Genomic DNA, 23,706 nt, shown 5'->3' on the forward strand with positions numbered 1-23,706 from the left:
TATATTTTTTGGCGAGAAAGTTATTTTAATTTAAGTGCACAAAGTCTCTTGATATGACACATATTCCAGTTTTGTTAAAAGAGATGCTACTGCAATTGTCACCACACAGTGGTGGTATATATGTGGATGCCACGTTTGGAGCTGGAGGATATAGCAAAGCAATATTGGAATCCGCTGATTGCAAAGTGTATGCAATTGATAGGGATGAAACAGTTACCAAATTTTATGATGATCTGAACGTTAAATACCCTGATAGAATAAATCTATTTATTGAGAAATTTAGTAATATTAAAAGTATACTGAATAAATCTTCTGTCATCCCAGCTGGGATCCAGAAAAAAGATAACTGGTCACGCGCTGGAATGACATCAAGTGGAGTGGATGGAATAGTTTTCGACGTTGGAGTTTCATCTATGCAGCTTGATAATGGAGATAGAGGATTCTCATTTCTACGTGATGGCCCACTTAACATGAGCATGGATAACTATTCTCATATGAATGCTTCGACATTTGTTAACGCTTTACGTGAAGAAGAGATTGCGAACACTATATATAATTATGGGGGTGAGCGTCATTCCCGCAGAATCGCAAGAGCGATAGTAAATGCGCGGAAGAAGAAAATTATCAAAACTACATTTGAACTTGCGGATATTGTACGTTCTGTAGTGTTTCGTGGAAAAAGCAAGATTGACCCTGCAACTAGGACATTTCAGGCAATCAGAATATGGGTAAATGATGAGCTAGGAGAGCTTGAAAAGGGTATTAAAGCTGCATCTGAGATTTTAAGTGAGAACGGCAAATTAATTGTAGTTACTTTTCATTCTTTAGAAGATCGTATAGTCAAAACTGTTTTTAAAGATTTATGTGAACCAGGATCTACTAAAACATTCTCCCTTTTAAATAAAAAAGTGATCAAAGCAAGTTCAGAAGAAATAAATGTAAATCCACGCGCGCGTTCAGCAAAACTCAGAGCTATACAAAGGCTATCATGAGGACCTTCTGTATCATTTCAATAATTGTGTTTTTTCTTAGTATTGTAGGATTATTTAAGGTAAAATTATATGTCCAATCACTAAATAAATAGCTAACACAAATAAAACGTAAAATTGATTTAGTACAAAGCAACATAAAAGTTCTACAAGCAGAATGGAGTTATTTGAGTAATCTAAAAAAACTTGCAGTCTTACGGAGAAATACCTAAAAAATAACCCTTTGATACTAGCTAGCCAAATTCGACTCTCTGTAGTGTGTTAGCACAACTTAAAACCCAGAATAACAATTAGAACCTATCTTGAAAGGGAAAAAAATAAGATGAGGTAAGCAAAAAATAGGAGGGTAACGAGTGATGTCAGTGACAAGGCCAAATGTTGCACAAGGGGAGATAACAATTATTAATGCAATAAAATATATAATGAGGGAGTGCTAACCTTTAATATAGTTATGCAAGAGGCCTAATTTGAAATATTAACATGAAAAATTGCTTGCGCATATTTCAAATCTGATTATAATTACAGTTAGAGATATTTTAAGAGCTCAAAATCTATCTTTGTCTGCAGATTTTTTCTATTAAACAATCAAATTCATTAAAAATGTAGTGTGTCTTCTTCAGTGTATACACGTATACTTAATCTCTGTCGTATGTGCACTGCATTTTTTTCTAATCTTTTTTACACAGGAGGATTTTATGTCCAGAATTCCAGATATTTGACTTTTACTTTAGCTAAAAACCAATAGGCGCCTATTGTTTAACGCTAATTAAAATAAAAATTTTTCTAATATATAGAAGAATCACTGTTTACTGAAAATGGGATATGATTGCCAAGAAAGCTGCGAATGTCAAAGAATTTTAGGTAAACATTATTTGCTTGACGTATGAGCGTGCTCTCCTTACTGCAAGAACTCTTTAATATATGCTTAACCACTTAAGTCCTTTCAAGATATGTTCTTAGATTTAAGCTTTTAGGTAAACATACTACAATAAAATTTACTTTAGTATAAAATTATTTGCATAAGATTTTGGCAGTCTTTTAACATCTTTTGGCATTTCAATTGTGTACTTTGTGTTGTGTTTCTTTGCGTAAGATATTGCTTTTTCAAGAGAATCAAACTTTAATACAATCTGTTTTTGGGGATCTTTTGATCCAAACCACCCCATCAAAGGTTCAATATAGTAAGAACAAGGCTCAATTTTTAGGTGCCAGAATTTTGTATTACCCAAACCAGATTGTGTTGCAGTTTTTGTTGGCTTATAAATCTTAAAAACTACTTGATCGTCAATACTCATAGTCCTTACTACGTAATCTTAAGTATATATCTAAATAAATTTTTCCACAAAAAATTAGTGTGAAAGAATGAAGTTTGAAATAAATATTTTTATGTTATATTATTAAATTATATAAAAAGGATTAGCTGAATAGGAGTAATCAATGGCACGGCAAGAAATGGTAACAATTAATGCAGAGTTACGTGATGTAAAAAAAAAGAAAGCGATGCAGGCTCTGAGGGAGAAGGGAAGTATACCTGCAGTTATATATGGTAAAGGGCATGATAACGTAAATTTGACATTGTCTGCAAAGGAATTTACTAAACAATATAAATCAGGTGCTCTTTCTGCACATTTAATAGAACTAGATATTTCAGGGAAAAAAGAATATGCTCTTGTTCGTGATATTCAATGGCATGTAGTAAAAGATACTGTGCAACATGTTGATTTTCAATTTGTTGATAAAGGTAGTGAAATTAAAATAGATATACCTTTATCATTCATCAATGAAAGTAAATCACCAGGAATCAAATTAGGTGGAGTGCTTAATGTTTTGTGTCGTTCTATTACTGTCAAATGCTCTCCTGAGAAAATACCTCAAGTCATAGAAATTGATTTGTCTGGCAAAATGATCGGTCAGTCTATACATATCAATGATATAAAATTACCAGAAGGTGTTAAGTTTGTAGCTCATGAGGAAGAAAATTTCACCATTGTGACAATTTCTGCTGCTGATAGTGATGTTGAAGAGTCTCAAACAAAAACAGAGGAGTAGTGCATTTAATAGCTGGGCTTGGTAATCCTGGTAGTCAATATGAGTTAACTCATCATAATATTGGCTTCATAGTTATTGATGCAATTTGCAAGTATTGGAATTTTCAGTCATTTTCTAAGAAAGCTGATTACTTGATAACCTCAGGCATAATTAATAATAATAAAACCATACTGATAAAGCCTTATTCGTTTATGAATAATTCAGGCATTCCTGTTGCAAAAATAAAAAATTTTTACAAATTATCGCTAGACAACATTGTTGTCATACATGATGATGCTGACTTAAAATTCGGAAGAATAAAAATAAAAAAAGGCGGTAGCTCAGCCGGACATAATGGACTGAAGTCTATAGATAGCTTTATTGGTAACGATTATTGGCGTTTGAGATTTGGAGTGGGTAGACCTGAAGGTCAGAAAAGCTTAGCAGATTATGTATTATCAAAATTTGAAAATTTTGATAATGTTATCCTCTTAGTGGAAAAAATAGCAAAAAATATACACTTAATGCTGCAAGGAGATAACGTAGCTTTTATCAACTCAATTGAGAGTGAAACTTTAGTATAGCAAACGAATACTGCTCAATACAAACTAATCTAGATTAGAATACTGATTCTTCTAGAAGTTGTTCGCGTTCCTCTTCTATTGCAATAGAATCATCGTGATTTTTAAATAAATCTCTGATTTTTCCTTCTATTTCATTTGCAATTTCTTTGTTTGTCTTGAGATAATTTTTTACATTTTCCTTTCCTTGCCCAAGACGCGTATTGTTATATGAATAATAAGCACCTGCCTTTTCAAGCACATTAAGTTTTGCTCCTATATCTATTATTTCCCCAAGTTTTGATATGCCTTCATTGTACATTATATCAAATTTTGCTTCTCTAAATGGAGGAGCAACTTTATTTTTTACAACTTTAACTCTCGTTTCATTACCCGTAATATTCTCTTTATCCTTTATTGCACCAATTTTTCTTATATCAAGTCTTATAGAAGTATAGAATTTCAACGCATTCCCACCAGTGGTAGTTTCAGGATTTCCATATACTACTCCTATTTTCATGCGAATTTGGTTAATGAATATCAATATACAGTTTGCTTTTGAAACTGCAGAGGTGAGCTTCCTGAGCCCATGACTTAGAAGTCTTGCTTGTAGTCCCATGTGCTGATCGCCCATATCTCCTTCAATTTCAGCTCTTGGAGTTAATGCTGCAACAGAGTCAATAACTATCACATCAACTGCACCAGAACATACTAAATACTCAACGATATGTAACGCTTGTTCCCCAGTGTCTGGTTGTGAAATCACCAAATCATCGGTGTTTACTCCAAGTTTACGAGCATATATAACATCCAGTGCGTGCTCCGCATCGATAAATGCACATAATCCTCCTTTTTTCTGTGCTTCAGCAATTACATGCAAAGCAAGGGTAGTTTTACCAGAACTCTCAGGGCCAAATATCTCAATTATACGTCCCTTTGGCAATCCCCCAACACCCAGAGCTGAATCAAGTGCAATCGACCCTGTAGATATTGTGTCTATTTTTTCTACAGGATTTTGCTTCAGCTTCATTATTGCACCTTTACCGAATGCTTTTTCAATTTGGCTTATTGCATTATCTAGTGCTTTTTGCTTATCATTATTTCTTTCTTCTGAGTTGTTTGCCATGGATCATTTATTAACTTATATAACTTCCATGGTAATTGAACGCAAACAATCTGCCAAGGGTTTTTTAATAACGAAGAACGTTAGTGAACTAAATTATATTAAGATAGATAGACTTTGTAGTGCGATACAAAATAACGATAGAATACAATGGTAGTAGTTTTTTTGGCTGGCAGAAACAACAACACTCTGCTAACTCAATTCAAGAGACTATAGAAAACGCTATATTTAACTTCAGTGGCGAGAGAGTCTCTTTGCATTGTGGTGGCAGGACTGACGCAGGGGTTCATGCTTTAGAGCAAGTTGCCCATTTTGATATGGAAAGGCAATTTGAGCTTTATAGAATAAGAAATGGAATAAATTACCACTTAAAAGCGATTCCTATAGTTGTGCTTGGTGCAGAACTTGTAGATGATGCATTTCATGCACGCTTCTCAGCAAAAAAAAGATATTATGAATATAGAATAATTAATCGCTATGCTCCCACAGCTCTGGAAACTGGTTATGTGTGGCAAGTGTTTAATCCACTCGACGTAAATATCATGCGTGAAGCTGCCAAACACCTGCTTGGAAAACATAATCTTTCAAGTTTCTGCTCAAAAGACTGTCAAGCCACAAATCCAGTAAGAACAATCGATGACATTGATATAGTACAAAGTGAAAGTCATATATACATCAAAATATCTGCGATTTCCTTTTTACATAACCAAGTGAGGATTATTGTTGGCACTTTAGTTGAATTTGGAAAAAATAGAACTAATCCACAAGAAATGTTAAATATATTAAGTCAATGCAAAAGAAACGCCGCTGGAATCACAGCACCGCCTTACGGCTTATACTTAATAAAGATAGATTACTAGCTTAAGTCCTCATTGGCATCACTATGTATAGTGCACTTGGATCATCTTCATCAGTGATAATTGTAGCACTATTACCATCTGATAAGCTGACCTTACATTTGTTTTTTATACAAGATAAAGCATCAAGCAAATAACGAGAATTAAATCCTACTTCCATAAGAGCTCCATCGTAATCCACCTCTATAGACTCAGTCGCATCACTGCACTCTTGGGAATTTGAATGTAGAGTTAATAAATTCTCTTGCAATGAAAATTTAATTGATTTTATTTTATCGGACACAACAACGGAAACTCGGTCTATAACACTAGCAAGCTTACTACTCTCAACAATCATTTGTTTATCTTGAGACGTCGGGATAACAGCTTTGTAATCTGGAAAAGTCCCATCTATCAATTTTGATATTAGAACATATTCACCACATGTAAATTTGATTTTTCTATCTGAAAGCTTTATATTAATCTCATTACAATCACCCAATACTTTCAACAGTTCCATGATAGTTTTACGTGGAATAATCACCCCAAATTCACCGCTGATATCTTCAGGTTTAGGCCTTTTTATACGTGATAAACGATGGCCATCAGTTGCAACACAGTACAGAAATTGCTCGTCTGTATGCAGATATATCCCATTTAAATTATACCTTGTATCATCTAGCGACACAGCAAACTTCGTTTTAGTCAATAAGTCTACCAAATCTGCACTTAGTAGAGTGAAATCGTATTGATGATCACCTTCTTCAAGGACAGGAAAGTTATTTGAAACTACGTTCGGTAAAGAAAAATTTGCATTTCCACAGGATATCAATAATTTTCCTTGATTATTCATTTCGAAATGGACATCCAAATCAGTTGGCAACTTCTTCACTATGTCATGTAAAGTATGTGCTGAGATTTTTACTTCTCCTTCTGCTGATACATTTGCAGCAAGTGAGGCAAATATTGAAATGTCAAGATCGGTAGCCTTTAGCTTTATGCTGCCATGTTGTGCTTTGATATTTATACACGCTAAAACATCTATCGCGTTTCGTCTTTCAACCACCCCGCTCACTCTGGATAGCGTATTTAAAAGACTTGGGCGGCCAACGCTAAAACGCATTTGCTCACATATAGCTTGCTTTTTATCTGCAACTACCGCTTGCCTTTCATCCACAATTTCTGACATACCAATTCTCAAAAGTATATTTTAAATGATATTCATATTCTATGTAAAGTGCTATTCATATTTTTATCTGAGAGATAAAATAGCCTATCTTATACTTTAGCGATCAATAATCTACTTTGTATGGCATAAATCATGCATTTTTTGGTACGCTTTTTGAAATCCAAGCAAGGAATAAGTATCATCAACATTTGCTGTTTTTACTTTTCCATTAACTACCATTGATAATCCCTGCTTCATTTTTAGAATTAAATCTTGGTCTGTTTTTGTATTTTCTGACCACGCAAAATTTCTCTGTATTACCGGTAATTGATATTCAGCTTTCTTGTCAACATTGAGAACTACAGGCTCATTATTATACTGAAAGCCAGAAGTGACGCTTACTTCATCTGCTTTTTTATCAACGTAACTGACCATTACATACGGCTTGCGATCTGCTGTATAGTGTTCACTTTTTTTCTTAGGGTAGGATACAATGTAACACACTTTTTCACCATCTTCCAATGCAGTATACACAAGCCAATCTTTATATTTTTCACTCAGTTGCACGTTACTAATCGATGCAATAGTGCCTATTGAAAAAAATATTAGAAATACGAAAAGACTACGCATGCAAACCAAATTTCAAACTCTCTGATTTTATATGTTGTTTTACCTTACTCATCGCTTGCTCAGCCAACTGTCTTATTCTTTCTCTTGAAACACAATATTTTTTGCTAAGCTCATCCAAAGTTTGAGTATTCTCAGACAAATATCTGTTAATAAAAATGTCCCTTGATCTTTCGTTAAGACTTGCCAGTGCATTGCTTAAAATTTTTTCTTTTAATGTTTTCTCTTCATGATTCTGATAAGTCACTTCTTGGCTAATTGAATTACATGGAATCATGTCTTGTAGCTCCTTTTTAGAATCATCACCTATTTTTATACAATTATTTAACGACTGATCCTTACAAGCCAAACGATAGTTCATTTGTACAACATCTTCTTCAGATACAGAAAGCTCATTTGATATTGCTTTTATTTCTTCGTTACTCAAAGTTTCTCTGTTTGTGTATTGTAAAATTCTTTTTTTTATTTTACGTAAACTAAAAAACAATCTCCTTTGTGCTTGCGTTGTACCTATTTTTACAAGCGACCAAGATTTTAATATAAAGTCTTTCATTGAAGCTTCAATCCACCATACTGCATAAGTTGAAAAACGAAACCCTAAATCGGGATTGAACTTTTTCACTGCATGCATTAAACCCATATTTCCTTCCATGACCAGGTCCATCAACAATAGACCGTAATTCTTAAATTTCATTGCAATTTTTACTACCAAATTCAAATGGCTAGTAATCAACCTGTGAGCAGAAGAAATATCCTGGTATTCTTGCCAATTTTTTGCTAATCGCACTTCCTCTTCTTGGGAAAGCATAGGAAATTTTCGCACTTCAGCAATATATTGCATGAGATTAGTGCTACTATTAACACATAAATTTGCTACTGGGGCCAACATAACAACTTAAATTAAAACTCCATGTATATAATATATTGATTTTCAGCAAAAAACTCAAGCTTTAATTAAAAAAGCATAACTTTATATCTAGTTGAGATCTTAACAACAGCTACCTAAATGTAGCATTAAAATTGCTAGCGTGTAACGATAAAAACTACATTAAATAAATAATGTGTTATTCCAGTGCTCAAACACTGGAATCCACATTTCTTTTTTCTAGATCCCAGTGTCATGCTACTTGAATGACAAGAAAAACTCACTGGGATGACAAGACTGAAACAGACTAGAAATTAAACGCTACTCCAGCTTCTGCACCAACAGCGCTGTAAAGGACATTGATCTCTTTAGTAGCTGATACTGCTTCTTTATTAAAACTAGCACCATAAGAACCAAAATAACGAGCACCAGCATAAAGCTTGATTTCTGGGGTTACATCATAACTAACACCAGCTTTTGCTTGATAAGCAAAACCAAATTCTTTTTGATCTTTAACTGCACTAGCTTCTGAAGGATTGCTGATATATGCTGCACCAACACCAACACCAACGTATGGAGTGATAGGCATATCTTCAATCGCTATATCGTAATAAACGTTAACCAATCCTGAAAATGCTGCCACACTGTTTGCAACAGTTGTTGGAGTAAATGTTGCACCACTAACGTCGTTTTTGTTTAGTTGTGAGTAAAGTCCCTCAACATCAACCCTGATATCGTCCATTTTATAACCAAATGCAGCACCACCAGCCATAAAAGATGCTTTTAAAGGATCATGAACTTCGGTTCCTTTTTTATATTCAATGCCGTCAATTCTTGTTTTAAAAGGTAAAACTTCACCATTATATTGCAAACGAACATAGTAGCTAGTTTCTTCATCACTTATTGGACCAATAGGGTCTGATGAAAAAGCAGAGTTTGATAGGCTTAGCAACGTCACTAAAGCAGCTGCCGAAAAAAACTTTTTATAATGCATAATTGCCCTCGTTAAAAAAATTAAAATTCCACTTTAGCAGTCTAAATAATAACTAAAGTTAAGTCAAGTGCTAACTTAATAACACAAAACCTTCTGTATCTTAACTAACTTTTAGGAAAATACAAAGATTTTATTAATTAATAAATAGAGTTACTCTACTTTTTTTACTCTTGATCTTCTGACACCTATTTCACTAATGTCTTTTTATCTTCTGATCTGCATTCATCATTGTGAATTGCTTCATATTCATGCAGTAATATGAATGTACTTCATGGAAGTACTAGTATAAAAGGAAAACACTTAGTTACTGCATTAAGGCAAACTTCAGTAATAAATTTAAAAAGGAAGTTTAAATCCAGGTGGTAACCCCATCATACCTGCAAGATCAGAGGTTGCATTTGCCATATCTTCTTCTGCTTTTTTAATGGCATCATTAAACGCTGCTGTCACTAAATCTTCTACTATGTCTTTTTCTTCATTTCTCATAAGCTCTAAGTCTATGTTTACCTTTTTAGCTTTATAGCCACCTATTTTTATAACTTCCACTAATACAGAAACTTTGCCACCACCAGAAATACCTTGAAACTCTTTTCCAATATATTTTTCTTGGGCTTCCGCAAGCTTTTTTTGCATTTCTTGCGCTTGCTTCATTATTTGACTGAAATCCACAACCTACTCCTTATTTTCTATATTAACTACCTTTGCACCTTTAAACGTATTTAATATATCCTTAACTGCAGGTGCATAATTTAAATTACTCACTTCCCTATTCATATAACTCGTATCAACTATAATAACCCACTCCTGATTAGTAGCTTGATTTAAGTAACTTTTCAAGTCATTACAAAAATTACTGTTCAAGTTAGATACAGCTTTTAATTTTAAATACCCAAATTTACAATCTATTAATTGTAGATTACTACACAGTTGTTTGTAAAGATAAATTTGGTTACTCCGCCTTAATAGTTGCAAAATCTTATCAAAATCGTAATTTTGTTGTTTATTTTTCACATGGATCCCAGTGTCACGCACTGGGATGACAGAGTGGGGTTTTTCCACATATTTTTTTGGATCCGAGTAGTCAGCTATTTGGATGACAGAGGGGGAAGGTGCACCAGGTCTGCCCTTTCTATTTCCTTGCTCTACATTCTGTGAAAGAATTTTTTTGATCACCTGTTCCGGAGAAGGCAAATCAGAAAGATAACAAAGGCTAATTAATATCATTTCAGCGGCAATTTCATTGCATGTTGAAACCTTTATATCTTGAATACCCTTAAGCAGCACCTTCCACAATCTCGAAAAAAATATTAAAGACTTTTTTGCACTCAAATCTTTTACTCTGCTCTTCTCATATTCTGTATCAATCTCTTTTGTAATTAAAAAACGGCATATTAACTGGATTGTTTGCAGTAGATCTTCAAAAATATTGAGCGGATTTGCTGTTTTTACCACATTGTCGAATACTAACAAAGCCTTCTGTAAATCACTATCTAATACTGCTTCCAGTAGATCAAATATAACGTTTCTATCTACTAGACCAAGTATGTCTGTAACACTTTGAGTGGATATTGTACCATCTTTGCTATATAGCACTGCTTGATTCATCAAAAATAAAGCGTTACGCATTGAATTGCTACAGTGGTGCGCAATTAATTCCGATGCTTCTTTTTCAAGAAAATAATTTTCTTTTTGTGCAATATCATTTAAACGCTCCATTATCTTAGCTGAAGGAATGTTATGTAAGTCAAACCTTTGACAACGTGCAATAACAGTTATTGGTATCTTTTTTATTTCTGTAGTTGCTAGAATAAACTTTACACTAGATGGTGGTTCTTCTAGAGTTTTAAGTAATGCATTAAATGCATTACTGGATAACATGTGTACTTCATCTATAATGTAAACTTTAAATTTAGAACTTATTGGTAAATAGCAAATATCTCCCAAGATCGCTCTAACATCCTCAACACTAGTGTGACTTGCCGCATCGATTTCAACTACATCTGGATGGCTTGAATTTTTTATTGCCAGACAACTTGTACATGATCCACAAGGTTCAAAAGTTGGTCCCAATGAGCAATTCAAACATAAAGCTATTATTCTTGCAGTGGTAGTTTTACCAATTCCACTGCTACCAGAAAGCAGTATAGATTGTGGAATTTTGTTGAGAGTAAAAGCATTTTCTAGTATACGCACCAATATATCTTGACCTACTAAATCTTTAAAGCTACTAGGACGATATTTTAATGCTATGTTCATAGCCTAGATAAAACAAATAGTACAAATAGGTATGCAACCCAAAAAGATTCTGATATGGTTGCTTCATTTCTGACCTGACCAAGTTACAGAATTTTTGCCTGCATACCTTATAAAAGGTTATACTTTTTTTTTTTTTTAGCAAGGTATATTCTATATTAATCTTATAATTTATATGTTAGACTTTTTGCAACATTACTTTGGAATAAACAGCTGTTACCTAAAATACTCTTCTTCTGTCATCCCAGTGCCCAGACACTGGGATCCAGAAAACTTAATTTTAAATGAATACATTAGGCTGTTGTATAATAAGAACTGGATTCCAGTTTCAATCACTGAAATGACACCCTTCCGGTGGGGATTGCTCTCAAACTACAATGTTCGTACAGTTGTACTGGGATCCAAGTATAAAAATATTTGGAAATTATACAATGGACAATGGATTCTAGGAGTATATGTTAAAAGTAATGTCCATAATGAAATAAGCTGGATTCCAATGTCACGTACTGGAATGACAACATATAGGCATTGGAATAACAAAAGAGGAATATTATGATTTTATATCATTTTCCTCTTTGTCCGTTTTCACGAAAAGTTAGAGCTCTTCTCAAGGAAAAAAAGCTGAGTTGTGATTTGGTATATGAAAATCCATGGGAAAAGCGGAATGAATTCATGGAGATCAATCCAATCGGACAAGTACCAGTATTAATAGATAATAATTTTGTAATAGCGGATAGTAATGCCATTTGTGAATATATAGAAGAGACTTACAATAGCGACGTCAAATTACTTGGTTCATCCACTATTATTAAGTCTAAAATACGCGCTTTAATCAATTGGTTCGATAGCAAATTTTACAATGAAGTTACTAAGTATATTATGAATGAAAAAGTAATTACTAACCGCAGCCCTGACTCTAGATTTCTTCATGCAGCTCAGCATAACCTGCCTTACCATATGGAATACATCGAACACTTAATTAACAAGAACGTTTGGCTTGCAACCGATAAGTTCACTTTAGCCGATATTACTTTAGCATCACATATTTCTATAATAGACTACGTAAATAGTTTCCCATGGGAAAAAAGTAAGATTTTAAAAGAATGGTACTCCATTGTTAAATCAAGGCCTTGTTTTCGCGAAATATTATTAGAGAGAGTTTTTGGCTTAACTCCCCCTAGACATTACGCTGACCTTGATTTTTAACTTGCGTTAGTTTTAAAGCTACAGTCATTCCTTCGTCAGTAGGAATCAATATGGAGAAATATTTTTTTTCATCTGACAATCTATCGTTAAACTCTCTCATAGCATGCCATGACTTTTCTGATACTTCTTTTGGAGGAGATTCTAAAAATACTGTATCAAATAATAGAGTGTTATCTGCAACGATTAGCCCATCTTGTTTAATGTATGACTCTGCCCAATCTAAATACTTAGGATAACTACTTTTGTCAGCATCGATGAATATCATGTCAAATGGTGCCTTTGCTGATAATTCATTAATTTTTTCCAGTGCATCACCTTCTATTAGAGTAATTTTATCACTTAGATTAAAAGCACTAAAATTTTTTTTTGCTATTCTTGAGTGTTGAGGATTATTTTCTATTGTATATATATGACCATCTTTCGGTAAAGCTTTTACCATACAAATTGACGAATAACCATATAAAGTGCCAATTTCAACTATGCTTTTAACTTTATGGATTTTGATAAATAAATTTAATAATTTTCCTTCTTCAGGAGTGATTTGAATACGTTGTTTCTTATCAAGAGTACAATGTTCTTCTATTTTTTTATACTCTTTTGCAAATAAGCTTCTTATGTACAACGATTTTCTGCTAAAGTTATGACGCATTAAGTTTTATAATATAAACTAAGGAGGTTTAATCTATATAAGATTTATAAATATAACAATAGAGTTAAGAATAATAAAATTTTTTATTTTAAGTTGTTATTTTATAAAGTAAAATTTTAAGTGACAAAGATTATTATATATTTTACTATGGTTAACTAGTATAATAACCAATTGTTATACTAGAATTAAGGGATCGTTTATTTACATCTCTCTTAAAATGTAATTTTTATAATCAATTAGAGGGGGTTATATGTCTTATAACATTGCTAACGAAATTGAAACGTTAAGCAAGAAATCTAATAATAATGAAGGAGTGAAATTACTGCACAATCCAGCTTATCGCGAGAAGTACAAAGAACGCTTTAACGAAGCTCAGAAAAAAGTTATGGATATGGTCCAATTTTATGATGGAACGATAGTATTAATAGAGAATAAAATTGCTATGTATTATTATGCTTGGCACAGTAAAAAAAGAGAGTTTGAGCGTAAAAAGCAACAAACAGTATCAAAAAATAATGATTCAGCATAGGGTTTTTATATGGTAAGCTACAGTGTTATTACTTCACTATAGCTTTTCCATATAACTCATCTATTACATTAGTGAAGTATTCCAGCTCTCTATATCCTTCATGTTTGATTTTACCATTCTCTACATATGATTTGTCATCGTTAAGCTTGATGATGAATACAGGAGTAGCTGTGATATCAAGTTTATTAATTGCAAGTGATTTATCATTTATAATTTTGTCCATCATCTTTTTATCATTAATGCATTTGTTAAATACATCTTGCTTCAAATTGCTTAGTGCAGCAATTTTTTGTAGTATAGTTAAATCACTAAAATTAGAGTAGTTCCATGAGTCTATTGCATTAAACACAGCTTTGTTAAAATTAAAATAGTCCTCTTCTTTTTCATAGCAATAACTTAGCATTGCAGCTTTTAATCCTCTGTAATCTAGAGGAAAATGACGGAATATGTATAACATCTTACCTGTATCTATGTACTTCTCTTTGATTTTAGGAAAAACTTTCTTATGAAAAAGAGAACAGTGATAACAAGTGAGCGAGGCGTATTCTATCACTAAAATTGGCGCTTTTCGATCTCCTAATAATTTATCATCAGGCAATAGGGACAGTAGTTCTTTTGGTGTTATTTCATCAGTTTTTTGAGTGTTGGGTAAGTTTTGTTCAATAGCTGCATAAGAACTAACACTTATAAAAATAAGTAAGAACAATAATCTAAAAATCATTACAATGAAAATACTTAACTTATTAAAGAATTTATGCATTTATATAAGTGATGTCAAGATAACTTTTGTTTAGCAAGGCTTTCTAGTCTGTCTTTGAATGCAGTAATTGTTTTATTTTGTGCATATTTATACACCGAGTTTAATAAAGTAGAAAACAAATTGGATTTAAACTCAAACTCTATATAGAACTCTACCATAGTTTTATTTTTGCTCATAGGAGTGAATTTCCATTCGTTGTATAAATGTTTAAATATTCCATTTGAGGACACAGCTTTTATCCAACTTTCATTTATTCCATTTGGAGCAAGGGAGGTCACTTCTGATGTGTAACTTCCTTTAATGCCATGAAAAGCTGCAAGGAGATCCACAATCATTTGGCTATCAGTTTTTTCTTTTATATAAACAGCTTTGCACCAAGGAACAAAATCAGGATATTCCTCAACGTCAATTACAACTTGAAATATCTCACGAGATGAACAGAAAAAAACACCTTGTTCTTTATATTGATGTAACATAAATCTGAATAATAAAAATGGGATCCACATCTACCGTCAGTCTTAGTAGATTCCTGAGACCTAAAGTTAAGGTGGGTATCACATACTAATTTCAATGAAATTAACAGAGGCAATCCCCTTGATCAGAAATTATCGCTCGGGAAATTTAACTTAACTCATAACGTATAGCATAGACCCCTATTAATTATAGATTATTTATATAGAGTATGTCTATAGGTATGTTAGAGCTAGCGACTATTATTTTGCCTTTGTTAAATTTTGCATTTTAAGTATCATAGCTAATAAATACATCTTATGAATGTTATTAAGCTCTTAACCATTTTTATTTTAATATCCTCAAGTGCTTACGCGAGTTGTATAGGTCACAGAACTTTTGTGCTTGCCATGAAGCAGCAAGTAGATAATACGTCTATGAAAGGGAATAGAAAAAATTCAGAACATATACACGAAAAGCTTCGGAAGATCATTCAGAATAATGTTAACCTCAAAGAAATATCTCGATTTGTAATAGGGAAATATTGGAATTTATCTACTCAAAAAGAAAAAGAAGAGTTTCTAAAAGAATATGAAGTATATCTCGCGCGTTTGTGCACTAAAATTTTGTATAAATACATAAATAATAGTGAAATGATTATAATGAGCTCAAAGGTAGTTGATGATGAAACTTGTTTAATTGGTACAAGACTTTCTTATGGTGATGAGGAATTTACAAGTATTGACTTTAAAGTTACTAAGAGTGATAGCTCTTTCTTAATAAGTGACGTTGTAATGAGTGGGATAAGTATCGCTATTAATCAACGTTCTCAATTTAGTGAAAAGATCGACACGAATGGCATGGCAAGTGTAATAGATGAATTAAAACGTAACAATAATTTATGATATACATGCCTCATTGGCCTAAGCTGATTGGCAGTAGGCCAAAGGATTTTTCTCTTGATCGCATAAAAAGTTTTCTAAATAAATTGGGTAATCCCGAGAAAAAAATACCGCCAATAATTCACATAGCTGGCACTAATGGCAAAGGATCAACACTATCATTTATAAGATATATAATGCAAGCAGCAGGGTATAAAGTTCATACGTACACTTCTCCACATTTAGTGAATTTTAATGAGAGAATAGTTGTTGCAGGCAATGATGTCGATGATAGTGAATTACATAACTCACTGGAAGAATGCCGTATAGCAGTTGCGGAACAACCTATCACTCTATTTGAGGCCACAACAATTGCAGCTTTCTTAGCTTTTGCTCGTCATAAAGCGGATATTACTTTAGTGGAGGTGGGTATGGGTGGAAGGCTTGATGCAACAAATGTTATAGATAATCCGATCCTAACGATCATCACTTCCATTGCACTTGACCATACAGAATATCTTGGTCCTACCGTAGAAACCATAGCAGGTGAAAAGGCTGGAATAATGAAACCTAATGTTCCTTGCGTAATAGCACCACAAGAAAAATCTATAACGAACACATTAGAACATCATGCAATAAATAAGAAATCTCCTCTGTATAGAGGAGGACTTGAATGGAATTGCGAAAAACAGAATAACAGGATGGTCTTTCAATCGACTATTCAATCAATAGAATTTTCTTTGCCATCTTTAAAAGGAGATCATCAAATAATCAATTCAGGAAACGCAATTGCAGCATGTAGCATTTTGAGTGGGAAGTATGGATTTAATATTGGAGAAGAGGACATTGCTTCAGGTTTACAGAGCACTTATTGGCCTGCGCGGCTAGAGTCCATAAAAGAAGGTAATTTAATTTCTTTATTACCAAAAGATTGGCAATTATTTCTAGATGGCGCGCACAACAATGATGGTGCCAAAGTGTTAGCTAAGTGGGTAAGAGACAATTTTGCTGAAGGTATCTATATGATCTTTGGTGTTACTCGTAACAGAAACGTTGCAGAGTTCTTAGAGCACTTAAAGCCATACATCAAACTACTATGCGCCGTTTGTGTTAAATCTGAACCTAAAGCAACAAGTACAGATTTAATCAGAGAAGGAGCTAATAAGATAGGAGTAAATGCTATTGAATGTGAATCAATCAGAGATGCTATATCAAATCACATACTAAAAGCTTCTATACAAAACGTCAAAACCATACTAATCTGTGGCTCGTTATTTTTAGCCAGAGATTTGAGTATGGAGAATAATCAACCTACTTGATGAGCCGAGACGTTAAAAGCACCATCAGGATTTACAATGCTGCTTGGCTTTTCGGTTGATGCTCCTATAGGTACATTTTGTTCGTCACCTATTCCTTCAGTTTTTATAAGATCTACAACTTTCCTCTCGTAGATTTCACTTGCTAAGCGTAATAATAAACTACAACCTAGTACTGTAGCAAATCCAATGAGTATTTTACTGTCTACGCAACTAGATTGACACTGTAACACCAAACCTGCTACTAATAAAATAGAAGGAAGATAATTTGAAATTTGGGAAGTAAGAATTAGATATTTAAATGCTTTACTTTTGGATATTTCATCTTTTAGCTCTTCTTGATCTAAATTTTCACCTTGTTCCCATTGAGGATTTTGCAAATCCATAGCTTTTTTCAATAAAGAAGCTATCAAATAAACAGATAAGAAAAAAGTTGTAACAAATGTTATTAGAGTCGCACTAAACAAAATGCCAGGTGCATCAGTAAAATTAGCAGCCTTATATAGCTTAACCGCCAAGTAAATATACGACACTAATGACGAGATGAGCAGTAGGATATTTACCCGAGTAAAAACAGCATAATACTCTGCACGCTTATCATTCTGACCTTGCTGAATTGATTGTAAATACCTTTTCCATTCCTCAGGAATGATTAATCCCTTATTCTTTCCACTTAGTGGTTTAATATATTGCAAAAGTGCTGCTTTATTTCTGTTAAGGGCTTGTATTTTTTCATCGCTACCTCCTGTTTTATCTGGGTAACACTTTATTGATAACCTTCTATAATTTTTTGCTATTATATTAGATATTTCTAAGAAGTTACGACCTTCTACTTCTTGTACTTGAATGCCTATCTCTTTGAATAAACTTTCATTATAATCGTATTCTCTTTTTCTTAACTTATATCCCATATCTCCACCTAATAAATTAACTAACTATTAATACTTTATAATATATAAAATTCTAAATTATGTCAATTCTTTCATTCATGCTTATTGTATGAATTATTTCTTTCACGACTGCCATGACAAGTGTATGAAAATTATCATTTAGTGCATAATAATGTTTAGGGTTACAGTTTTCATTGGTCATTTGAGTTACTCAAATCCAGTTCATGCCAGTTCTATCTATCTTGTCACTTAAGTAGCCCTTTTTGTGTAATCCCAGTACCCTCTCTTTGATGTCATCCAAGTAGCTGACACTGGGATCCAGTTAAATTTACGAGTATAAAAGTAATCAATGTTTTGATGATTATGAAAAAGCTGGATTCCAGTGACCATCTACTATATAAATAGTACCTTCAAAAACAAACGTTAGTGCGGTTGTGTGTCCCACGCTGAACTACTTTAGCTACAAATATTAAGAAATTTACTAAGTAAAAAAAAGACAAAAGAACCCCCGTATGGCGAGTTTTGACCCTATAATAATTTAAATTGGCGTTGTAATAATGTGCTAACGCTTATTTTAAGCGCGATTTGGCTGAATGTAGAAAAAATTAAAAGACATGCAGCCGCTATAATTTTTATGTAATTTGCCAATAAATATCTGAGTTTTTTACTGAATTTTGCTGTTAAATCCGCGGAGATTAAAAACAAGGATAAATACTCTTGCTATCATAGTAAGGGGGATGGCGTAATTTGTCAAGTTAAATAAGCTAATTTATTAACATGTAATAATCAGGGAGCTATTGCAGATTTAATTGTTCACTAGCTTTGGGGTTTTAGTTTCATCTATTTGCGACTGACTAATCATAGTTCGAACGAAATTGGTTGCCATAAAGGTACAGCCTAGAATAAAAAAAGCAGTAGAAATGAAAGGAATAATAGGAAATTCAAGAGGTAATATAGATGTAATTCCTCCTATTAAAAATGAAACGCTGGATGCGATATCAAGACAGATCTTCATTAATTTCCTTTGCCAAGAAGTATCGAGTTGCTTGTTAAGGTCACGCTGCCTAAAATAATCAGTTAATGACCATATATTTAAAGCAAATGAAAGTGCACTGAGTATAGTGCTGACAATAGTAAAATACAAGCTTAAGACAGAAATATTCAAAGCTAATGCTGCTATGTACCCACTCAAAGAAGCAATAGATAGTGCAGTAACTAAGCGTTTTGAATAAGTTCGTATTTTTTTTCTGTAAACAAGCCCCTCTTTCTCATAACTCATAAACTTAGCAGTAAATATATATTACATCATAGCATTAATTGACTCAAAAATCAATATAGAGTGCCCGAGAGAAGACTTGAACTTCCACAACTTGAAAAGTTACTAGCACCTGAAGCTAGCGCGTCTACCAATTCCGCCACCCGGGCTTTTTGTGATTTACTATGTTAAAATAAAATAATATACTCAAATAGTTTTTAGCTCAAAGGTAATGCCAAATCTAGATCAAATATTTTTTGCTCAGAACAATGTTAATATTAATAATGTATATAAAATAGTCAACAACGCTTTGAGCAATAGTGATGGTGGTGAGCTATTTTTAGAGTTTTGCCAATCAGAATCCCTAATTTTTGATGATAATATATTAAAACATGTGGATTTGAATATCAGAAGAGGATTTGGTCTAAGGTCTTTTTGTGAAGATAGTACGTCTTTTGTTTGCTCTTCTGAGATTAGCGAAAAAGAAATTAGTAACGCTGCTTCTATGGTAAAAAGTTCAGCATCTTTAAGCAAAACAAATTCAGTAAACTTAAATGAGAAGGCAAAAAGCCTGTATTCAACGATTAATCCCATAAATGAAATGGACCTGAACTCAAAAATTAAACTGCTCAATGAGATTAATGAGTATGTAAGGTCGAAGAATAACTGCGTGAAGCAGGTAAAAATAACTCTAAATGGAGAATGGCAAGCTGTACAAATAATAAAAGATGATCACAGGTTAAGCGATATTAGGCCTTTGGTACGTTTTAATGTGCTAGTCATCGTAGAGAAAAATGGCCGAGCTGAGAGAGGTTCTGCAGGGCACGGTGGAAGAGACTCTTATAGTAAATTTGTTTCTGAGAAGAAGTGGAAAGAAGTTGCAAACCAAGCGTTAGAGCAAGCGCTGGTAAATCTTGAGGCAATTCCAGCTCCGGCTGGAGAAATGACGGTTGTTCTAGGTCCAGGTTGGCCTGGAGTACTATTACATGAAGCTGTAGGTCATGGACTTGAGGGCGATTTTAACCGTAAAGGAATCTCGGCATTTTCAAATTCTATGGGTAAACAAGTGGCAGCCAGTAACATTACTGTAGTTGATGATGGAACTCTACCTAATTTGCGTGGTTCTATTAGCATAGATGATGAGGGTACTTCACCTGGCTATAATGTGCTGATAGAAGATGGAATTCTCAAAGGATACATGCAGGATCATATGAACGCTAAACTCATGGGTGTAAGCCCAACTGGTAATGGTAGAAGAGAAAGTTACAAAGAAGTTACCATGCCACGCATGACAAACACCTATATGCTGCCAGGAAAACATACACCAGAGGAAATAATATCTAGTGTAAAGAAAGGTCTATATGCAGTAAATTTTGGTGGTGGACAGGTTGATATAACATCAGGAAAATTTGTTTTCTCATCTTCGGAAGCTTATCTAATAGAAAATGGTAAAATTATACAGCCAGTTAAAGGGGCAACACTCATTGGTGACGGTCCAACAGTGTTGAAAAAAGTATCAATGATTGGTAATGATCTAAAGTTAGATCCTGGTGTTGGTACGTGCTCAAAAGACGGACAAAATGTGCCTGTTGGAGTTGGTCAGCCAACACTCAAGGTCGATGCAATAACTGTTGGTGGAACTGAATGTTTAGATAAGGGCTAAGCGAACTCAGCTCATGCTGTACAATTGTACAAATATTATAACCATTATTCAAGTAGCTCATATAGATGCAAAAACTACTTAACAAATCTCTCTGCCTTCCTTGCCATAACGTGTATAACAATCTCACAAAAAATAATATCATAGAATTCAATAGGTGATCTTTAAAAAATCCTTAAGAAAAGTAAAATACTGTTTAAATAGGCCGATATAGATCGTTTTACGATATAATAAAATTATTATAAACAAGAACTTATAAACTCTAGCAAATGAATTTGTGAGTTTAGTGGTGTTAGGAATACCTGGCTCTTTTATGTGGATTGACATTCTCAATAACCTGCTCTAGAGATAGATTATATAATTTTGACAAGGTTCTTGGCATGTGATATTTTTCTCGAATATAGGGAATGGTATAAATGACTTTATATCTATATCCAGCTCTAGGGGAAGCTTCAATGTTTACGTCCATCCCTGATAAAGGATATTCTATGTCCATGTGCAGCTTTGGGGGATAGTTCTACTTTGAAGATTTCTTTCACTTTTACTATTGCGACTCCCGATTGGCTTTGTTGCATAGCTCAGATAAAAAGAACTGGCAGTTACTGACGAAATTCACTATAAAACAGGCATTTAACCTACGAAAGAAAAATATGCCAACTAAAATGAAGGTCAGTAACTGCCATGAATATAACAGATTTCTGCAAGAAAGAGGAAATATTTTTCATTTTATTAATGAGGCAATAGAAAATTGGTACGAAAATAGCTCCAAAATGCGAGGTGGAAATTATATTTATAGTAATAAAGTTGTGATTTTAGTGCATATAGTCGCTAGTCTCTTTAGAATTGGCTTAAGACAAACGGTAGGGTTTATAAAAGGATATTTGCAGCAAGTAGTTAGCAGTCATTAGCTATTCGCAGGCTTCAAGAAGGTTTAAAAAGCTCAATATTAAGATCAATGATTGCAGAGTTGACAAAAACAATATGGAAGATATTGAAATTACCATAGACAGTACAAGTATCAGATAATACCCCTGGTCACAGTAAGGAAAATAGCGAAGTATCGCAGTTATAAACAGGTAAGAAAGCTACACGTAATATTGAGTATAAATAGTAAAAAAGCTATAGCTGCACAATATAGCAATGGTGCCTACTCCGACCATTATGGTGCTTGCGACTTGCTCAGCTTTCAGCATGCTATAAAAGCATTATATGCAGACAGAGCCCCTATGATAGGCGCAAGCTTTATACATTGTGCAAAAATATGATATAAAGACAAAAATTTTACCGAAAAATCGTGCAGCGGAGCATACAAAATTGGATTATATGGTTGAAAGGAATGCTGCCATTAGATTATGTGGTAAAGACGGTGTGAAAGAGTGGAAGAAGGAAGCGGTTTATGGAAAAAGGTCATATATTGAAGGATTTTTTTCAAGATTAAAGCAAATATTTGGGTTTAGTTTTAGAAATAGATCTGAAGTAAATCGAGAAAAAGAGTTGCTAATAAAATGTTACTTACTCAATAAATTTACTGATATTGGCATGGCTAAGTTTGAGGTAGTTTCATGAATTTATTATGCTTTACCCACTATCCGATAAGCGATGCAACAAAGCCATCCCGATTCCACTGAAATCACTCTTTCCCTTAATTCATATTGATATGGTGACTCCATTTATTCCCTCACTTTCAGCTTTTTCTTGCTTTACCATATCTCTTCCCCTCTTGTCTCTATCTTTATGTATTAAGCTATATAACTCAAAATCTTGATGAAATGCAGAAAAGTTTTTTTAATTTCAGCTCCATCCTCGAAGAGTTAGAAAATAATTTTAAGCAAGTTAGTCAGAATTTTTCTGACGCAAAGGAACAAGTTTTAAATTTAGCTGTCAACTCTGAAGATTTGGCAGGCAAATTTCTTAATTATCACCCGAATATGTGCATAGTATAAAATTAGCTTGATAGACTTCAAGAGCTTTGCCTATGAAGTCAGTGTGCTTCTTGAAATGCAATATACTTTTATTACTTTAATTATGAAAATCCGTTAAGCCTTCTTGCCAATTACTACAATATTTTCACTTGGAAAAAAGTAGTCAGGTATAGCCATGTTTTTTGGTGCAGGACCGCCAATTACTCGGCCTGATGTGTCATAATATGAACCGTGACAAGGGCAGAACCAACCGTTGCCGTCTTTTGTAGCGTGATCAACTGGTATACATCCAAGATGGGTGCATATTCCAATCATAATTAACCATTCATCTTTCCCTTTGTATACTCTTTTTTCATCTGATTCAGGATCTCTCAAATTTTCTACATCTATGTCTCTTGCAGCCTCAATCTCTTGTTTTGTGCGCTTGCGGATAAATACTGGCTTACCTTGCCATTTTACCTTTTTTCCTTGTCCTTCTTGAATATCAGATAGATTAACCTCAACCGTAGAAATCGCTAAAACCTCAGCAGAAGGATTCATAGACTTAACCAATGGCCAAAGACCGCTTGCAGCTCCTATACCTGCCATGGCACACGTAGTTAATGTGATAAAATCTCTTCTACTCTTATTTTTGGCAAAATCTTTAACAAGAGATGTTTTTTTATTCTTCTCATTTGTCAATGATTTTTTATTTTTAGTTAACTTCTTATCCATCAATCTCTACTTGAACATAGACATATATTTT

Annotated in this window: 23 protein-coding genes, 1 tRNA gene, 2 other RNA genes and 2 pseudogenes; 11 read left to right on the top strand and 17 right to left on the bottom strand. The window is 33.6% G+C overall.

Annotation, left to right across the window (positions count from 1 at the left end):
- Nucleotides 1–53: 53 nt before the first annotated feature.
- Nucleotides 54–992: a 16S rRNA (cytosine(1402)-N(4))-methyltransferase RsmH gene (gene rsmH / locus EJB00_RS00120; RefSeq protein WP_135352766.1), complete on the top strand. Its 939-nt coding sequence runs from the start codon at nucleotides 54–56 to the stop codon at nucleotides 990–992.
- Between the two features lie 992 nt (nucleotides 993–1,984).
- Here rsmH and EJB00_RS00130 read toward each other — a convergent pair.
- Nucleotides 1,985–2,284, bottom strand: coding sequence for an ETC complex I subunit (locus EJB00_RS00130; RefSeq protein WP_135352767.1), 300 nt, complete (start codon nucleotides 2,282–2,284; stop codon nucleotides 1,985–1,987).
- Nucleotides 2,285–2,426: 142 nt separating this feature from the next.
- Between EJB00_RS00130 and EJB00_RS00135 the strand changes: the two genes are divergently transcribed.
- Both EJB00_RS00135 and pth read left to right on the top strand, forming a co-directional pair.
- On the top strand, nucleotides 2,427–3,038 hold the full coding sequence (locus tag EJB00_RS00135) for a 50S ribosomal protein L25/general stress protein Ctc (RefSeq protein ID WP_015588163.1): 612 nt from the start codon (nucleotides 2,427–2,429) through the stop codon (nucleotides 3,036–3,038).
- Entirely contained in the window at nucleotides 3,038–3,601 is a 564-nt protein-coding gene (pth, locus tag EJB00_RS00140) for an aminoacyl-tRNA hydrolase (protein ID WP_015588162.1), read from the top strand. The genes EJB00_RS00135 and pth overlap by 1 nt, the downstream gene beginning before the upstream one ends.
- Nucleotides 3,602–3,635: 34 nt before the next feature.
- Here the strand turns inward: pth and recA are convergent, their stop codons facing one another.
- On the bottom strand, nucleotides 3,636–4,703 hold the full coding sequence (gene recA, locus EJB00_RS00145; RefSeq protein WP_015588161.1) for a recombinase RecA: 1,068 nt from the start codon (nucleotides 4,701–4,703) through the stop codon (nucleotides 3,636–3,638).
- Between the two features lie 119 nt (nucleotides 4,704–4,822).
- On the opposite strand from recA, the gene truA reads away from it, so the two are divergent.
- Entirely contained in the window at nucleotides 4,823–5,560 is a 738-nt protein-coding gene (truA, locus tag EJB00_RS00150) for a tRNA pseudouridine(38-40) synthase TruA (protein WP_015588160.1), read from the top strand.
- Nucleotide 5,561: 1 nt separating this feature from the next.
- Here the strand turns inward: truA and dnaN are convergent, their stop codons facing one another.
- From dnaN to ffs, 7 genes are all read right to left on the bottom strand, one after another.
- A complete protein-coding gene (gene dnaN, locus EJB00_RS00155) occupies nucleotides 5,562–6,725 on the bottom strand; it encodes a DNA polymerase III subunit beta (protein WP_135352768.1) in 1,164 nt (387 codons plus the stop codon).
- Between the two features lie 111 nt (nucleotides 6,726–6,836).
- Nucleotides 6,837–7,334 carry an invasion associated locus B family protein gene (locus EJB00_RS00160; protein WP_015588158.1) on the bottom strand — a complete coding sequence of 166 codons (498 nt, stop codon included), beginning with the start codon at nucleotides 7,332–7,334 and terminating at the stop codon, nucleotides 6,837–6,839.
- Nucleotides 7,327–8,220 (bottom strand): RNA polymerase factor sigma-32, encoded by an 894-nt coding sequence (locus EJB00_RS00165; RefSeq protein WP_015588157.1) that lies wholly within the window; start codon nucleotides 8,218–8,220, stop codon nucleotides 7,327–7,329. The genes EJB00_RS00160 and EJB00_RS00165 overlap by 8 nt, the downstream gene beginning before the upstream one ends.
- 283 nt (nucleotides 8,221–8,503) lie before the next feature.
- The gene (locus EJB00_RS00170; protein ID WP_135352769.1) at nucleotides 8,504–9,190 is read right to left on the bottom strand and encodes a P44/Msp2 family outer membrane protein; all 687 of its coding nucleotides are present in this window, start codon (nucleotides 9,188–9,190) and stop codon (nucleotides 8,504–8,506) included.
- 336 nt (nucleotides 9,191–9,526) lie between these two features.
- Entirely contained in the window at nucleotides 9,527–9,841 is a 315-nt protein-coding gene (locus EJB00_RS00175) for a YbaB/EbfC family nucleoid-associated protein (protein ID WP_006013488.1), read from the bottom strand.
- A gap of 21 nt (nucleotides 9,842–9,862) precedes the next feature.
- A complete protein-coding gene (gene dnaX / locus EJB00_RS00180; RefSeq protein WP_015588154.1) occupies nucleotides 9,863–11,446 on the bottom strand; it encodes a DNA polymerase III subunit gamma/tau in 1,584 nt (527 codons plus the stop codon).
- A gap of 15 nt (nucleotides 11,447–11,461) precedes the next feature.
- An RNA gene (gene ffs / locus EJB00_RS00185) (signal recognition particle sRNA small type) lies at nucleotides 11,462–11,560 on the bottom strand.
- A 109-nt stretch (nucleotides 11,561–11,669) separates the two neighbouring features.
- Between ffs and EJB00_RS06580 the strand changes: the two are divergent.
- A pseudogene (locus tag EJB00_RS06580) lies at nucleotides 11,670–11,792 on the top strand (WPE palindromic element domain-containing protein); the annotation flags it as partial.
- A 203-nt stretch (nucleotides 11,793–11,995) separates the two neighbouring features.
- Nucleotides 11,996–12,649 (top strand): glutathione S-transferase family protein, encoded by a 654-nt coding sequence (locus tag EJB00_RS00195; protein ID WP_015588152.1) that lies wholly within the window; start codon nucleotides 11,996–11,998, stop codon nucleotides 12,647–12,649.
- On the opposite strand, the gene EJB00_RS00200 is transcribed toward EJB00_RS00195, so the two are convergent.
- Nucleotides 12,621–13,298: an O-methyltransferase gene (locus EJB00_RS00200; RefSeq protein ID WP_006013497.1), complete on the bottom strand. Its 678-nt coding sequence runs from the start codon at nucleotides 13,296–13,298 to the stop codon at nucleotides 12,621–12,623. The two genes, EJB00_RS00195 and EJB00_RS00200, sit on opposite strands and share 29 nt — an antisense overlap.
- 250 nt (nucleotides 13,299–13,548) lie before the next feature.
- Here EJB00_RS00200 and EJB00_RS00205 point away from each other — a divergent pair, with 250 nt between their 5' ends.
- On the top strand, nucleotides 13,549–13,827 hold the full coding sequence (locus tag EJB00_RS00205; RefSeq protein WP_015588151.1) for a DUF2671 domain-containing protein: 279 nt from the start codon (nucleotides 13,549–13,551) through the stop codon (nucleotides 13,825–13,827).
- A gap of 28 nt (nucleotides 13,828–13,855) precedes the next feature.
- Here EJB00_RS00205 and EJB00_RS00210 read toward each other — a convergent pair whose 3' ends face one another.
- The 3 genes from EJB00_RS00210 to ssrS all read right to left on the bottom strand — a co-directional run bounded on the left by EJB00_RS00210 (nucleotide 13,856) and on the right by ssrS (nucleotide 15,242).
- The gene (locus EJB00_RS00210; protein ID WP_015588150.1) at nucleotides 13,856–14,548 is read right to left on the bottom strand and encodes a thioredoxin domain-containing protein; all 693 of its coding nucleotides are present in this window, start codon (nucleotides 14,546–14,548) and stop codon (nucleotides 13,856–13,858) included.
- A gap of 53 nt (nucleotides 14,549–14,601) precedes the next feature.
- Complete coding sequence (locus EJB00_RS00215) at nucleotides 14,602–15,063, bottom strand: type II toxin-antitoxin system RatA family toxin (protein ID WP_135352770.1); 462 nt, start codon at nucleotides 15,061–15,063, stop codon at nucleotides 14,602–14,604.
- 17 nt (nucleotides 15,064–15,080) lie between these two features.
- Nucleotides 15,081–15,242, bottom strand: a non-coding RNA gene (gene ssrS / locus EJB00_RS00220) — 6S RNA.
- 115 nt (nucleotides 15,243–15,357) lie between these two features.
- On the opposite strand from ssrS, the gene EJB00_RS00225 reads away from it, so the two are divergent.
- Complete coding sequence (locus EJB00_RS00225) at nucleotides 15,358–15,942, top strand: MlaC/ttg2D family ABC transporter substrate-binding protein (protein ID WP_015588148.1); 585 nt, start codon at nucleotides 15,358–15,360, stop codon at nucleotides 15,940–15,942.
- The gene (locus tag EJB00_RS00230; protein ID WP_015588147.1) at nucleotides 15,939–17,237 is read left to right on the top strand and encodes a bifunctional folylpolyglutamate synthase/dihydrofolate synthase; all 1,299 of its coding nucleotides are present in this window, start codon (nucleotides 15,939–15,941) and stop codon (nucleotides 17,235–17,237) included. The genes EJB00_RS00225 and EJB00_RS00230 overlap by 4 nt, the downstream gene beginning before the upstream one ends.
- On the opposite strand, the gene EJB00_RS00235 is transcribed toward EJB00_RS00230, so the two are convergent.
- The 3 genes from EJB00_RS00235 to EJB00_RS00250 form a co-directional block, all read right to left on the bottom strand.
- On the bottom strand, nucleotides 17,225–18,145 hold the full coding sequence (locus EJB00_RS00235; RefSeq protein ID WP_135352771.1) for a molecular chaperone DnaJ: 921 nt from the start codon (nucleotides 18,143–18,145) through the stop codon (nucleotides 17,225–17,227). The two genes, EJB00_RS00230 and EJB00_RS00235, sit on opposite strands and share 13 nt — an antisense overlap.
- Before the next feature lie 784 nt (nucleotides 18,146–18,929).
- Nucleotides 18,930–19,403 carry a hypothetical protein gene (locus EJB00_RS00245; RefSeq protein ID WP_015588145.1) on the bottom strand — a complete coding sequence of 158 codons (474 nt, stop codon included), beginning with the start codon at nucleotides 19,401–19,403 and terminating at the stop codon, nucleotides 18,930–18,932.
- A gap of 61 nt (nucleotides 19,404–19,464) precedes the next feature.
- Nucleotides 19,465–19,549: transfer RNA gene (locus tag EJB00_RS00250), tRNA-Leu, on the bottom strand.
- Nucleotides 19,550–19,611: 62 nt separating this feature from the next.
- On the opposite strand from EJB00_RS00250, the gene tldD reads away from it, so the two are divergent.
- Both tldD and EJB00_RS06645 read left to right on the top strand, forming a co-directional pair.
- Nucleotides 19,612–21,042 (top strand): metalloprotease TldD, encoded by a 1,431-nt coding sequence (gene tldD, locus EJB00_RS00255; protein WP_015588144.1) that lies wholly within the window; start codon nucleotides 19,612–19,614, stop codon nucleotides 21,040–21,042.
- Nucleotides 21,043–21,689: 647 nt separating this feature from the next.
- Nucleotides 21,690–22,605 (top strand): annotated as a pseudogene (locus tag EJB00_RS06645) (IS5 family transposase).
- A gap of 470 nt (nucleotides 22,606–23,075) precedes the next feature.
- On the opposite strand, the gene petA reads toward EJB00_RS06645, so the two are convergent.
- A complete protein-coding gene (petA, locus tag EJB00_RS00270; protein WP_015588143.1) occupies nucleotides 23,076–23,675 on the bottom strand; it encodes a ubiquinol-cytochrome c reductase iron-sulfur subunit in 600 nt (199 codons plus the stop codon).
- Nucleotides 23,676–23,706: the final 31 nt, after the last annotated feature.

The organism is Wolbachia endosymbiont of Drosophila mauritiana (genome assembly GCF_004795975.1).
GTDB lineage: Bacteria > Pseudomonadota > Alphaproteobacteria > Rickettsiales > Anaplasmataceae > Wolbachia.